10 protein-coding genes are annotated in these 13,899 nt (G+C 72.5%); 3 read left to right on the top strand and 7 right to left on the bottom strand.

Features of this window, described 5'->3' with window-relative positions; translation table 11 throughout:
- Positions 1-377: 377 nt before the first annotated feature.
- Together FFT21_RS02970 and FFT21_RS28730 are read left to right on the top strand one after the other, a co-directional pair.
- On the top strand, positions 378-1,298 hold the full coding sequence (locus FFT21_RS02970) for an NADP-dependent oxidoreductase (protein ID WP_137812156.1): 921 nt from the start codon (positions 378-380) through the stop codon (positions 1,296-1,298).
- Positions 1,299-1,393: 95 nt separating this feature from the next.
- Positions 1,394-1,570, top strand: a complete 177-nt coding sequence (locus FFT21_RS28730; protein WP_153816529.1) for a hypothetical protein — start codon at positions 1,394-1,396, stop codon at positions 1,568-1,570.
- 59 nt (positions 1,571-1,629) lie between these two features.
- On the opposite strand, the gene FFT21_RS02965 is transcribed toward FFT21_RS28730, so the two are convergent.
- From FFT21_RS02965 to FFT21_RS02935, 7 genes are all read right to left on the bottom strand, one after another.
- On the bottom strand, positions 1,630-4,230 hold the full coding sequence (locus FFT21_RS02965) for a glucosidase family protein (protein ID WP_225978055.1): 2,601 nt from the start codon (positions 4,228-4,230) through the stop codon (positions 1,630-1,632).
- Positions 4,231-4,256: 26 nt separating this feature from the next.
- Entirely contained in the window at positions 4,257-5,888 is a 1,632-nt protein-coding gene (locus FFT21_RS02960; RefSeq protein ID WP_137812155.1) for a glycoside hydrolase family 13 protein, read from the bottom strand.
- Positions 5,885-6,727 carry a carbohydrate ABC transporter permease gene (locus FFT21_RS02955; protein ID WP_137812154.1) on the bottom strand — a complete coding sequence of 281 codons (843 nt, stop codon included), beginning with the start codon at positions 6,725-6,727 and terminating at the stop codon, positions 5,885-5,887. The genes FFT21_RS02960 and FFT21_RS02955 overlap by 4 nt, the downstream gene beginning before the upstream one ends.
- Entirely contained in the window at positions 6,724-7,776 is a 1,053-nt protein-coding gene (locus FFT21_RS02950; protein ID WP_225978054.1) for a carbohydrate ABC transporter permease, read from the bottom strand. Before FFT21_RS02950 ends, FFT21_RS02955 begins: the two co-directional genes overlap by 4 nt.
- 139 nt (positions 7,777-7,915) lie before the next feature.
- A complete protein-coding gene (locus FFT21_RS02945) occupies positions 7,916-9,223 on the bottom strand; it encodes an ABC transporter substrate-binding protein (protein ID WP_137812152.1) in 1,308 nt (435 codons plus the stop codon).
- A gap of 620 nt (positions 9,224-9,843) precedes the next feature.
- Entirely contained in the window at positions 9,844-10,416 is a 573-nt protein-coding gene (locus FFT21_RS02940; RefSeq protein WP_137812151.1) for a winged helix-turn-helix domain-containing protein, read from the bottom strand.
- 308 nt (positions 10,417-10,724) lie between these two features.
- On the bottom strand, positions 10,725-12,149 hold the full coding sequence (locus FFT21_RS02935) for a selenium-binding protein SBP56-related protein (protein ID WP_137812150.1): 1,425 nt from the start codon (positions 12,147-12,149) through the stop codon (positions 10,725-10,727).
- A 129-nt stretch (positions 12,150-12,278) separates the two neighbouring features.
- Here FFT21_RS02935 and FFT21_RS02930 point away from each other — a divergent pair, with 129 nt between their 5' ends.
- Complete coding sequence (locus FFT21_RS02930) at positions 12,279-13,889, top strand: alpha-amylase family glycosyl hydrolase (protein WP_137812149.1); 1,611 nt, start codon at positions 12,279-12,281, stop codon at positions 13,887-13,889.
- Positions 13,890-13,899 lie beyond the last annotated feature (10 nt).

Below are 13,899 nucleotides of genomic sequence, written 5' to 3'. Positions count from 1 at the left end.
TGGCGGCACGCAGCGAAAATGATTGGTTTCCGGGGCCGGCTCTGCTCATGATCGGGCCATGTCAACCGAGACACCGCCCGGCTCGCCGCTGATCATCACGGGACCTCCGCACCGGGCCGGTTCCTCAGCCCACGCGGTTTCACCTGCCCGATGACGTGTCGCGGTGAGCGGCCGAGGGTCTTCCGGTCCGGCTTGTCTGGCCGCAGGCCCATCCCGGCCGGTCGTGCGGCCGGGTCGAATGGTCGGTGGACGACGCGCCGACCGGATACCTGCCGAGGATCCGCGAGGTGGGCTGACAGCATCCGGAACGGGAATAACGACGGCCTGCCGGTGGTCGAAGCGGGAAACGGAACGTCACGAAACAGGGGAGAAACCCGATGACCGAGACGTACCGGGCCGTCGAGTACGCCGAGTACGGCGGTCCCGAGGTGCTGCGGGTGGTCGAGCGCGAGGTGCCCCAGCCCGGTCCTGGGCAGGTGCGGGTGCGGGTCCGCGCGGCCGGGGTGAACCCGATCGACTGGAAGATCCGCAGCGGCGCGATGGCCGGCGTCATGCCGGTGCGGTTCCCGGCCGTGCCGGGCGTGGACATGGCCGGCGTGGTCGAGGCGGTCGGCCCGGACGTCACCGAGTTCGCGGTCGGTGACGAGGTGCTGGGCCGGGGGTCCGGCACGTACGCCGAGCTGACGCTGGCCCCGGTAGACGGCATCACGGCGAAGCCGGCGGAGGTGCCGTGGGCGGTCGCGGCGGGGCTGCCGGTGGCCGCCACCACCACGTACCGCGTCCTCGCCCTGCTCGGCCTGAAGCCCGGCGAGACCATCCTGATCGACGGCGCGGCGGGCGGCGTGGGCACGGTCGCCGTGCAGGTGGCCCGGCACCGCGGGGCCACCGTGATCGGCACGGCCAGCCCGGCCAACCACGACTACCTGCGCTCGCTCGGGGCGACGCCAGTGACGTACGGCGAGGGACTCGCCGACCGGGTGCGGGCGGTGGCCCCGCAGGGCGTGGACGCGGCGCTGGACGCGTCCGGGCGCGGCTCGCTGCCAGCGCTGGTCGACCTGGTCGGCGGCCCGGACCGGGTGGTCACCATCGCGGACGCGGCGGCCGCCGAGCACGGGGTGCGGTTCACCTCCGGCGGGCCGGACGAGGTGCCCGGCAGCCTCGCCGACGCGGTGTCGCTGCTCGCGGCCGGGACGATCACGTTGCCGGTGGCGCGCAGCTACCCGCTGTCCGAGGCGGCGGACGCGCACCGGGACAGCGAGGCCGGGCACGTGCGCGGCAAGCTGGTCCTGCTGCCCTGAACGCCGCCCCCTGCACGGCCGCCCGGCCCGCGAAACGCGGGGACGGAAGTCCCTGGGTTCCGCCGCACGGCCGGGTTCCCCTAGGTGGGGAAGACGTGTCGGCAGAGGGGAGGACGACAATGCTGGGCGGGCTGATCAGGGCGCTGCTGCCGCAGCCGGTGCGGATCGTGCCGCAGGACTGTTTCTGGGGCGGCCGGTGGTACCGCGAGGGCGACTTCTTCGGTGGCCGCCGGTGTTTCGGCGGCCGCTGGTCCGGCGGCATGTCCCGCTGAGGTGGGGCGCCCGTGCGGAACCCGGGCCGAGGGGCCTCGGCCCGGGTTCCGCGGCCGCGTCAGGACAGCCGCACCACCAGGGTGCTGCGGCCGCCGCCCTGGCCGGCGTCCGCGACGATCTCGGTGCCGCGGGTCGTGGTGATCGTCCGGTAGGCGACCGGGTGACCGTCCAGGGTCACCGAGGCGACGGACGCGCCGGCCGGTAGCACCTGGCCGATGGTCAGTGCCATGGTGCCGTGCCGGGTGACCGTGGTGCGCAGGTCCTGGCCGGCGTGCTCGGCGAGCACGTCGACGGCCGCGTCGCCGAGCCGGATGTCGTTGCCGGCGACGCGCTGCTGCCCGTCCGGAATCCGCGGCACCACGTCGACATGGCCGCGGCCCATGTCCGGGGACACGCCGAGTTGCTGGTGCACGACCGGCCACAGGATTCCGTACGCGTCCCAGGCTTGCAGCACCATGGACCGCTCGGTGAGCTTGCGGTCGATGTTGGCGCCGAAGTCCGGGCTGGGCAGCACCTCCGGCATGGCACCGGGCATCTCCCACACCGAAGGGTCGAGCTGGGCGCGGGCGTTCGCGGTGGTGTACCGCTGCTGCTGTGCTCCGCCCATCCGACCGTAGTTGCCCTCGGCGACCGCCATGATCCCGGTGCCGATGCCGTAGACGGTGCGGTCACTGGCCACGGTGGACACCGCGCTGTCGCAGGACGGGCCGGGGTTGCCGGCCGGGTCGGAGGTGGGCCCGGTGCCGGTGTGGTAGAGGCCGAACTCGCCCGAGTAGCAGGGCTGCTGCCGGCGGTCCAGCGCGGTGTTGCCGTGGCCGGCCGGGGCGAGCGGCTGGGTGGGTTGGCCGGGCCGGGCGAGTTCGGCGTCCATCGGGGTCACCCCGATCCAGTGCCGCTGGAAGATCGGCGCGTCGTTCGGCTCGGCCAGCGAGTCGCCGTACTGGTTGGTGTCGCCGCCCGCCCACCACGTGGTGTCGAACCGCTTCTCCAGGTCGGCGGCCCTGGCGGTGGCCCAGGACTCGGTGGCGGTGTCGTTCCGGCTGCGCGCCAGGTCGGCGAGGTCGCGCAGGCCACGGATGGTGTAGACGGCGTTGTCCAGCTTCTCCGGGCCCATGCCGGGCCGCTCGACGTTGCCGCTGCCCTCCGGCCAGCCGTCGTGGTCGGCGTCCAGCATGCCGGTGACGTAGCGCATGTTCCGGACGGTGAAGTCGTACATCTCGTCGCGGAACGCGTTGTCCCCGGTCCACCGCCACACCAGGGCGACCGCGCTGGGGAACTTGGCGGTCTCGTCGGTGTTGCCGGCGCTGTCGTTGGTGCCGAAGTAGACGGAGCCGTCCGGGGTGACCTCGTGCACCACCTTGCCGCTGCGGTCGTTCACGGTGTCGCTGATCCGTTGCAGCGTGCGCAGGTGGGACTCGATCGCGTCGAACTGGCCGGCGGCGACGCTGGCGAACGCGGTGTACTCGCCGTCGGTGCCGAACAGCCACGGGTAGTCCGGCCAGCCAGCGCCGATCCACCGGGCCACCGGCAGGGTGCCCTTCGCGGCCGGGTAGTTCTTGCCCTCGCTGGTCGGCCGGAGCTGGAGGTTGTGCGACTCCTGCACGGCGTCGGCGAGGTTCTGCTTGGCCCACGCCACACTCCTGGCGAGCAGCGGGTCGCCCGGAAGGTCCACAGTGGACCGCGCGGCGGCGGCCTGCCGCTTCGCCAGCTTGGCGGCGAGCAGCCCTGCCGGGTCGGCGAGCGCCCGGTCGTAGTTGGCGCGGGCGTCGGCGAGTCCCTGGTCGGACCCGGCCACGGCGAACCACAGCGTGGTGGGCCGGCCGGGGTCGAGGTGCACCCGGTAGGTCAGTGACCCGCCGGTGCCCTTGCCGAACGCGGAGTCGTCGCAGCGGTCGGGCGTGGCGCCGGTGGCCGGGCAGACCACCGGCGGGCTCTGCGGGCCGCGGAAGTCCGGGCCGAGCTGGTGGGCCCGCGGCGGCAGCGAGCTACCCACCACGGCGGCGTAGTCGTGCGGGGCGGCGTTCGGCACCGGCGGCGTGCCCTGGTCGCGGAACACCAGCGCGTTGCTGGCGAAGTCCCCGGTGTCCGGCAGGTTGAACTGGGACTGGCTGGGCGTGGTCCAGCCCCACGGGTAGGCGCTGGTCAACTCGGAGTGCGCGGCCACGGTGACGCTGACGTCGGACGGCGTGGCCGCGGACAGCGTGAGCCCGGTCAGCCCGGCGCGCAGGCCGTCCGGGGCGAGGTCGGTGCGACTGGCCCGCACGCCGGAGGTGGCCGCGAAGTCGGTGCGGGTGTAGCCCCAGCCGCTGGTGAACCGGGTGGCCGGGGCCTGCCTGCCCAGCCAGGCGTCGCCGATGCCGAACCACATGCCGTCCAGCAGCTTGATCGGCGGCGACCAGAACCCGCCCATCTCGCCGAGGGTGTGCCAGCCCTGGGCCGGGTACAGGCCGTCCTCGGTGCCCACGGAGTAGAACCGGTCGCCGAGGACGACCGACCGCCGGTCGGCCAGCCGGGTGGTCTCGGACAGCTCGGCGGAGCGCGGTAAGCCGGCGGTCACGCCGCCGTCCGGGGTGGCCGCGCTGCCGGCCGGCACGCTCAGCGCGCCGGCGAGCAGCGGCCCGGCCACCGCCAGCAACACGATCCCGCTGCGGGACCTCATCGTCACCTCGCAGAAAGAGTTTCGGATCAGCGGAGCAGCCAGGCGGCCGTGTCCGGGGGCAGTCCGTCCCGCACCGGCGCGCTGGCGAGCAGCACCTCGCGGTGCTCGGGAAGCGGCACGGTGCGCGGCGAGAGGTTGACCACGCAGCGGAAGCCGGGCTCGCGGGTGAACGACAGCACCCCGTCCGCGGTGCCGACATCCCACCTCAGCTCGCCGTCGCCGAGCGCGGGCTGGGCGCGCCGCAGCCGCAGCGCCGCCCGGTAGAACTCCAGCATCGAGGCGGCGTCCCCGGTCTGGACCTCCACGGTGAGCGACTTCCACTGCTCGGGCTGCGGCAGCCACGGCGTGCCCTCGCCGAACCCGAACGGCGGCCGGTCGCCGGACCACGGCAGCGGCACCCGGCAGCCGTCCCGGCCGCGCACGGTGTGCCCGCTGCGCTCCCAGGTCGGGTCCTGCAGTAGTTCCTCGGGGATGTCCTCCACCTCGGGCAGGCCCAGCTCCTCGCCCTGGTAGAGGTAGGCGCCGCCGGGCAGGGCGAGCATGAGCAGCGCCGCGGCCCTGGCCCGCCGGGTGCCCAGTTCGAGGTCCACCGGCTGCCCGTACTGCCGGCGAGCCGCCTGGTTGTCGGTCTCGGCCCGGCCGTACCGGGTGACGTGCCGGATCACGTCGTGGTTGGACAGCACCCAGGTCGGCGGCGCGCCCACGGTGCCGTGCCAGGCGAGCGTGTCGTCGATCACCGAGCGCAGGTCCTCCGCGCGCCAGGCGCAGGTGAGGAAGTCGAAGTTGAACGCGGTGTGCAGGCCCTCCGGCCGCAGGTAGCGGACCAGTTGCTCGGGGCTGGCCACCCACGCCTCGGCGACGAACGCGCGGTGCCCGTCGTAGGCGTCGGTGACCGCGCGCCAGGACCGGTACACGTCGTGCACCTCGTCCCGGTCCCAGTGCGGGTGGTTGGACCGCCTCGGCGGCCCCAGCAGTTCCTCGTGGTGGCCGAGGTCGGGCAGGTCGGCGTCCTTGGCCAGACCGTGTGCCACGTCGATCCGGAACCCGTCGACGCCGCGGTCCAGCCAGAACCGCAGGATGTCCTCGAACTCGGCGCGCACCTCGGGGTTGTCCCAGTTGAGGTCCGGCTGCTGCGGGGCGAACAGGTGCAGGTACCACTCCCCCGGGCTGCCGTCCGGCTCGGTGATCCGGGTCCACGCCGGACCGCCGAACACCGACCGCCAGTCGTTCGGGGGCTGCTCGCCGTGCTCGCCGCGGCCGGGCCGGAACCAGTACCGCGCCCGCTCCGGCGAGCCGGGCGGCGCGGCGAGTGCGGCGCGGAACCACGGGTGCCGGTCCGAGGAGTGGTTGGGCACCAGGTCCACGATCACCCGGATGCCGTGCTGGTGGGCCTCGGCGAGCAGCTTCTCGGCGTCGGCGAGCGTGCCGAACAGCGGGTCGATGTCCCGGTAGTCGGCCACGTCGTAGCCGCCGTCGACCATCGGCGACGGGTACCACGGCGTGATCCAGACGGCGTCCACCCCGAGGTCGCGGAGGTAGGGCAGGCGGGAGCGGATACCGGCGATGTCGCCGACCCCGTCCCCGCTGCCGTCCGCGAAGCTGCGGATGTAGATCTGGTAGATCACGGCGTCCCGCCACCATGCTGGCGTAGCGGTCACTTCACCCCTCCCGCGGTCAGTCCGGCGATGATGCGCCGCTGGAACAGCAGCACAACGATGACCAGCGGCACGGTCACGATGACACCGGCCGCCATCTGCGTGCCGAACGGCTGGTCGAAACCGTAGGCGCCGGTGAACCGTGAGATGGCCACCGTGGCGGTCTGCATGCTCTTGTCGTTCACCATGGACAGCGCGATCGCGAACTCGTTCCAGGCCACGATGAACGTGATGATCGCGGTGGTGAACATGCCCGGCGCGGCGAGCGGAATGATGACCTTCCGGAACGCCTGGCCGCGGGTGCAGCCGTCCACCATGGCCGCCTGCTCCAACTCCTCGGGCATCTGCCGGAAGAACGTGGTCAGGTTCCACACCGCCAGCGGCAGCGCGAAGGACAGGCTGGGCAGGATCATCGCCTGGTAGGTGTTGATCCAGCCGATGTTGGTGAACAGCTTGAGCAGCGGCACCACCAGCGAGATCACCGGGAACATCGACATCGCGATGACGACGCCCGCCGCGGCGGTCTTGAACCGGAAGTTCAGCCGGGCCAGCGCGTACGCGGCGAACGTGCCGAGCAGCAGGGTGAGCAGGGTGGTCGTGCCGGCCACGATCACACTGTTCAGCAGCGACCGTCCGAACCCGACGTCCGGTTTGAACACGGCGAGGAAGTTCTCCACCGACCACGGCCGGGGCAGCGGGGTGATGGCGAACTGGTCACCGGGCCGGCGGAACGCCGAGACGACCATCCAGTAGAACGGCGCCAGGCAGTAGAGCACGATGGCGGCCACGCCGACGACGCGCGGCCAGCTTCGCCGGCGGGTGCTCGTGGCGGTTCCGGTCATGCCGGGACCACCTCCTCCCGGGGCGGCGCGGCCGGCGCGTCCTCCGCCCGCCGGCCCACCGCCCGCCGGCCCACCGCGCGCCGGCCACGCGCCTCGCCGATCACGTCCGCGCCGAGCAACTTGACGAATAGGAACGCGACCACCACGACGTAGAAGAACAGCAGCGTCGCGTACGCGGCGGCCGGGCCGTAGTGCAGGTTGCTCGCCTCGTCCCAGGCCAGCATGGACAGCGTCTCCGCGGACCGCTTCTGGTTGCCGATCAGCACGAACGGCAGGTCGAACATGCGCAGCGCGTCCAGGATCCGGAACAGCACCGCGACCAGCAGGGCGGGTTTGACCAGTGGCAGGGTGATCTGCCAGAACTGCCGCCACGACCCAGCCCCGTCCACCCGGGCCGCCTCGTACAGGTCGCCGGGGATGATCTGCAGCCCGGCGAGGGTGAGCAGGCCGACGAACGGCGCGGTCTTCCACACGTCGGCGACGATCACGGCGAGCTTGGCGTGCCAGCCCTCCGTGGTCCACAGCACCTGGTGGCCGATGATCGCGTTGATCACGCCGTCGGAGGCGAACATCCAGCGCCACAGCAGGGCGGACACCGCGGTGGGCACCGCCCAGGGCACCAGCACGCTCGCCCGCACCACGCCCCTTCCGCGCAGCGCGTGGTGCATCACCAGCGCCATCGCCATGCCGATGACGGTTTCCATGGCGACCGTGGTGAGCATGAAGAACGTGGTGTTGCCGAACGCGTTCCAGAACCGGGTGGCGGCCGCGCCCCGGACGATGTCGGCGAAGTTCCGCAGGCCGACGAACTGGTCGCCCTGCACGACGAAACCGTTCTCGTCGAGTTGCTCGCCGCTGGAGAACAGCGAGTCGCGCAGCGCGGACACCAGCGGGTAGACGATCACCAGGGCCAGCACGGCGAACGTGGGCGAGAGCAGCAGAGCGGCCAGCCGGCCGGCCTCGGCTCTCCCACGCCGGCGTCCGCGCGCGTGTCTCGGCACCGACCGCGTCTTCGCCCGCAGCGGTTCGGTGGTGCTCGTGCTCGTCACGACGGTCCTCCTTGCCCGCCATCCGTGCGCATCGGGAAGCCTTCCTTCTCGCGGCCTGAGAGACGCATCAGGCAGCCTGCTCGCCGGACCACCGGGAAGCCGGGCGGGCGCGGGGTCGCCGCGCCCGCCCGCCGGCCGCTCACTGCTGGGTGAGCTGCTGGAGCTTCTGCTGCAACTCGGACAGCGCCGCATCCGTGGGCTTCTGCCCGCTCAGCGCCGCGTACACGGACTCCTGGATGGCCTTGGTGACGTCGCCGTAGTGCACCACCACCGGCCGTGGCTTGGCGCCCATGATCGACGCCTTGAGGGTGGGCAGGTAGGGGTACTTCTGCACCAGTTCCGGGTCGTCGTAGAGCTTGGTCAGCACCGGCGCCTCGGAGGTGGCCAGCAGGTTGGACCGCTGGGTCTGCTCGCTGGTCATGTACTTGATGAAGTCCAGCGCGGTGGCCTTGTTCTTGGCGAACGAGGAGATGGCCATGTTGTAGCCGCCGATGGTGGACACGCCGGGTCCGCTGATCCCGGGCAGCGGTGCCACGTCGAACTTGCCGACGACCTGAGAGGAACCGTCCGTCTGGTTCGCCTTCGCCCACTGGTAGGGCCAGATGTTCTCGAAGACCAGCTTGCCGGCCTCGAACGCGCGGCGGGAGTCCTCCTCCTTGAAGGTGATGGCCTCCTTGGGAATCATCCCGGACTTGAAGCCCTGCACCAGGGTGTCCAGCGCGGTCTTCGCCTGCGGCGTGTTCACGCTCGGCTTGCCGTCGGCGTCGATGATGGTGCCGCCGGCGGAGTTGACGGCCTCCGCGAAGTTCGCGGTCAGGCCCTCGTACTTCTCGTACTGCCCGGAGTAGCAGCTCATGCCGGCGGCGTCGGGCAGCGCCAGCACCTTCTGGCAGTCCGCGGACATCTCCGCGAAGGTCTTCGGCGCCTGCTGGATGCCGGCCTTCTGCAACAGGTCCTTGCGGTAGAAGAGCAGGCCGCCGTTGGACTTGAACGGCATCGCGAACAGCTTGCCCCGGTACTTCGCCGACTCCACCGCGGGCTGCAGGAAGTTCTGCAGGTCGAACTGCTGCTGCGGCAACTCGACGACCCATCGGTTCGCGGCGAACTCACCTGTCCACACCACGTCGAGATTGAGCACGCTGAACGCGTCCGATTTCACCTGGGCGTTCTGCACCATCTGCTGCCGCTGGTCGTCGGCGGACTCCGGCAGTTCAACGATGCGCACCTGCTCGCCGGGGTGCGCACCGTTCCATGTGTCCACCAGCTTCTGCAGGTTGCCCGAGGTGTCCTTGCCGGTGGCGAAGGTGATCGGGCCGCGGCCGTCGAGCGGGGTCGTGCCGCCCGCACCGGTTCCGCCGCCGCCCCCGCCGCTGCCGCCGCAGGCGGAGAGGGCGAGGGCGGCGGTCACGGCGACCGCACCCCACGCGATGGTTGTCCGACGGATCATCCTTTCGCTCCCTCCCGTCCGTCTCCGTCCAGATCGTGCCGGCCTCGCCCGGACACGCCGCCGTCATGGGCCGGCGAGAGCCGCTGGCGCACGAGGGAGGGTGGTGTCGACGCGGCCACTCGCTGCTGCCTGACCATGCCCCTCCGCCTCGTTGCGATGGGTCGCCCGAGGGCCCCGCCGGACTGCGACGTGCACGATATGAACGTTCAAAGTCGATCACACCGGCGAGCCCGGCGTGATCGAGTTGGAACGCTCAACACGAGCGCGCATAGGGTCGGTCGGCTGACTGTGCTTGTCAACCCCTGAACGGACGGCCGGCCGGACACGTCAGCCGCGTCCGGCAGCCCTACCCGCCATCCGCCTGGTCAGCACCCAGGATCCGAAGCCGGTTCGGCACGTCCCGCGGCGGAACATGCTCGACGCCCATGGCCATCCCCCTCGCACCAACGGCACCCGGGCCGGCCCTCGCCCGGGGCCCACCGTTCGTCCCGGTACCGCCGATTCCAGCGCAGATCCGCACGGCTCGGTCAACCGAGAGATCGTCGTACGTGCCCCCGAACGTGACGCGCCCCGGGGGCGTGACCCGCGGCGGCAGGTCACGCCCCCGGTACGCCGGCCCGTCACGGGCCGTGGTCCACCCACACCTCGGCATCCCGCTCCAGCCGGTAACCCACGCCGCGCACCGTGCCGATCAGCGGCAGGTCCGGGCCGAGCTTGCGGCGCAGCCGGCGGATGTGCACGTCGAGGGTGCGGGACCGGCCGGGGCCGGCGTACCCCCAGACGTGGTGCAGCAGCGAGCGGCGCTCATGCACGCGCCGCGGGTGGTCGCACAGGAACAGCAGCAGGTCGTACTCCAGCCGGGTCAGGCTCAGCGGGGCGCCGTCGCGGAGCACCCGGCGGGACGGCGTGTGGATGTGGAGCCGGGCCCGGTCCCGGGACTCCCGGGTCTCGGGGACCGGCCGGGGCAGCGGGATCACCTCGCCGGCGCCGCCGTGCCCGGCGCCCGAGCCGACGGTGACGTCAACGGGCCCGCATTCGGCGGCGAGGGTGGACAGCGCTCGGGTCAGCCAGGCGGCGACCCGCGCGGCGTCGTCGCCGTGCGCGGCCAGGTGGACCACGATGTGCACGCCGCTCCGGGCTGGCGTGCCGGGCTGCGCGCTCGGCTGCGGGGTCGGTAGGGAAGCCACGGTCATCGCGTTTCCTCGTCCGTGTACTCACCGTCCGTCGTGGACGGACGGTTGGGTGGCTGGGTCTGGCGCCCTCGCGCCGGCATCGAGGCGGCGAGGGACGAGATCAGAAAACCCGGGGCGGCGGCATGGATTTCCGGCGCGCCGGCGGCCGGTGGGATCAGCCCCGACAACCCTGGGCGACGACACGGACATAGTCGACGTGCCGCCGCCGGGTGAGCGAGCGCTGCGCGGTCACGAGCCTCATCGTGGCGGGCACCGGCACGCGGCGTCAACGATTCCGCCGGCCTCCCAGCACGTGGACACGGCCGCGGTCAGCGGCGGTAGCAGTAGGAGTCCGAGGAGGAGTCGCCGCCCTGCAGCCGCACCTGGTGCGCGCGCAGCCCGCGGAACTCGTCGCCGTGCGGGAAGACGCGCTCGTCGATGCGCAGCCCGCCGCCGGCGTCCGGGTCGGTGTCGATCTTGGCGAACCACGCGCCCACGCCGTCCGGGTAGTACTGGTCGTCCCAGGACCCGTACAGCGAGTTCGTCAGGTAGATCCGCCGCCCGTCCCGGCTCACCTCCACCATCTGCGCGCCACCGGACAGCGGTTCGGTGGGGGCCGCCGGGTGGGCGGCTCGGCGGACCATGCCGCCCAGGTGAACCGATCCGACCTCGCGGGGCGCCGCCGGGTCGCTGACGTCGTACTGCTTCAGCTCACCGGTACCCCAGCAGGACACGTAGAGGAACCGGTCGTCCACGGAGAGGTTGATGTCGGTGACGAACGGCGGCACCGCCCCGAACGGTCGCAGTACCGGAGGCAGCCGCTCGGCGTCGACCGGTTCGGCGGGAATCGTGATCACCTTGTCCGCGGTCCACTCGCCACCGTCCCGGTGCCACCGCCACACCGAGGCGGACAGGTCCTCGGTGGACACCACCACGCCGGCGAAGCCCCAGGTCGCCTCCGGGTCGTGCGAGGGCCGCAGTTCCAGCACCATCTGGTGCTGCTCGCCGAGGTCGACCCGCTGCAGGTGCCGGCCCTCGGCGAGGTCCCAGAAGTGCAGCGCGTGCCCGTACTGGTGGCCCAGCAGCAGGTCCGGGATGGTGCCGTCCTCGATCATCGACGGGGTGCCCCACTCGCTGGTGATCAAGGTGTTCTGGTTCAGGTGCCACCACGCGTCGTAGGCGAGGTACTGCGGGCCGCGGTCGGTCTCCCAGGCGCGCAGCACGTCGAAGGTGTCGTGGTCGAGCAGGGCGATCCCGCCCGGGCCGTCCGCACCGTTCGCCCCGCCCAGGCAGGACAGGAAGATGCCGTCCGGGCCGCAGTGCAGCGTGTGCGGTCGCGAGTAGCCGGCCTTCTCGGCGAGTTCGGCGGCGGTGATGGTCTTGACCAGCCGCGGCTGCCTCGGGTCCGGCTGGGTGTCGAAGACGTGCACGTTGGACGAGCGCAGGCCGGGCAGCAGCAGGTACCGGCGCTGCAGCCCGGAGATGTCGTGGCCGGCATGGGCGAGCGCGCTGCTGCACGCGTTCCACCCGAAGTGGTGCAGTTCGTCGCCGCGGGTGGGCAGGTCCGACCAGCCGACGACGCGGCCGTAGTCCGCGGACTCGGCGTCCACATCGATGGTGACCAGCGCGTCGGGACGCTGCGCGGACCGGTCGAAGGCCACCACGTAGGCCAGCCGCTCGGGCGGGGCGGCGGCCGCCTCGACCGGGCTGCGGTAGAAGGTGGGGTCGCTGATGGAGTGCGCTGCGTCAGCCATGGAGTCTCCTCCCCCCGGAGCTACCCTCCCCACCGACTCTAGGCCGCCCGGTGGTCCCGCGCGCGGTGTCTCACCCCGTGAGCGCCGGCGCCGTGGCGGGTCGCCGGCGCGCCCGGCTACCGTCGGGTCGTGCGCTGGTGGCAGGCCGGGATCATCTACCACGTCTACCCACGGTCCTTTGTGGACTCCGGCGGCGACGGGATCGGCGACCTGGCCGGTATCACCAGCCGGCTGGACTACCTGGCCGCGCTGGGCGTGGACGCGGTGTGGATCTCCCCGTTCTACCGCTCCCCCATGGCCGACTTCGGGTACGACGTCGCCGACCACACCGACGTCGACCCGCTGTTCGGCACCCTCGCCGACTTCGACGCGCTGGTCGCCGAGGCGCACCGGCGGAAGATCCGGGTGCTGGTGGACTTCGTGCCCAACCACACCTCGGATGCGCACCCGTGGTTCCGCGCCGCCCGGTCCAGCCGGGACCACCCGAAGCGGGACTGGTACCTGTGGGCGGACCCGGCGCCCGGCGGCGGCCCGCCGAACAACTGGCGCTCGGTGTTCGGCGGCCCGGCCTGGACGCTGGACGAGCGCACCGGGCAGTACTACTACCACGCCTACCTGCCCGAACAGCCCGACCTCAACTGGCGCCACCCCGAGGTGCGCGCGGCCCAGTGCGACGTGCTGCGGTTCTGGCTGCGTCGCGGCGTGGACGGCTTCCGCGTGGACGCCTGCCGGCAACTGGTCAAGGACGAGCGGTTACGGGACAACCCGGTCAACCCTGACTACCACCCGGGGCTACCCCCGTACCAGGCGCTGCTGCCGGTGTTCACCGCCGAGCGGCCGGAACTGCTGGACGTGCTCGGCGAACTGCGGCGGACGCTCGACCAGCACCGCGGCGACGGTGTGCTGCTCGGCGAGATGTACCTGCCGGTGGAGCGGCTGCCCCGGTACTACGGCGCCAACGGCGAGGGCCTGCACCTGCCGTCCAACACGCAGCTCATCTCCTGCCCCTACCGCGCCGCGGACATCGCCGCGCTGATCCGCCGCTACGAGGCCGCGCTGCCCGACCACGCCTGGCCGAACTGGATGCTGGGCAACCACGATCGCAGCCGGATCGCCACCAGGGTGGGCGCGGCGCAGGCGCGGGTCGCCGCGATGCTGCTGCTCACCCTGCGCGGCACCCCGATCCTGTACTACGGCGACGAGATCGGCATGACCGACGTCGCCGTGCCCGAGCACCTGGTGCGGGACCCGTACGCGCGCCGGGTGCCGCACCTCGCCGTCGGCCGCGACCCGGAGCGCTCGCCGATGCAGTGGTCGCCCGGACCGCACGCCGGGTTCTGCCCGCCCGGGGCGACGCCGTGGCTGCCGGTCTCGCCGGACGCGGACCGGGTCAACGTGGCCCGCCAGGACCGCGACCCGGCGTCCCTGCTGGCGCTGTACCGGCGGCTGATCGCGCTGCGCCGAGCCGAGCGGGCGCTGTCGGTGGGCCGCTGCACCGACGTGGCCGCGCACGGCGACGTGCTGACCTACCGCCGCACGCACGCCGACCGCGACCTGCTGGTGGCGCTCAACCTCGCCGGCCGGCCGGTCACGGTGCCGCTGCCGCACCCCGGCCGCGTGCTGCTGGGCACCGACGCGGACCGGGCCGGCGACCACGTCGAGGGCACCCTGCCGCTGCGCGGCGACGAGGGCGTGATTCTCGCCCCGCCGCGGGGATGCGGGCCGACGGCGTCGCCGTAGCCGCCGAGCA

Source organism: Gandjariella thermophila, from assembly GCF_005405885.1.
GTDB lineage: Bacteria > Actinomycetota > Actinomycetes > Mycobacteriales > Pseudonocardiaceae > Gandjariella > Gandjariella thermophila.
The sequence above is the reverse complement of the archived record's forward strand: the minus strand, read 5'-3'. Positions and strand labels throughout refer to the sequence as shown.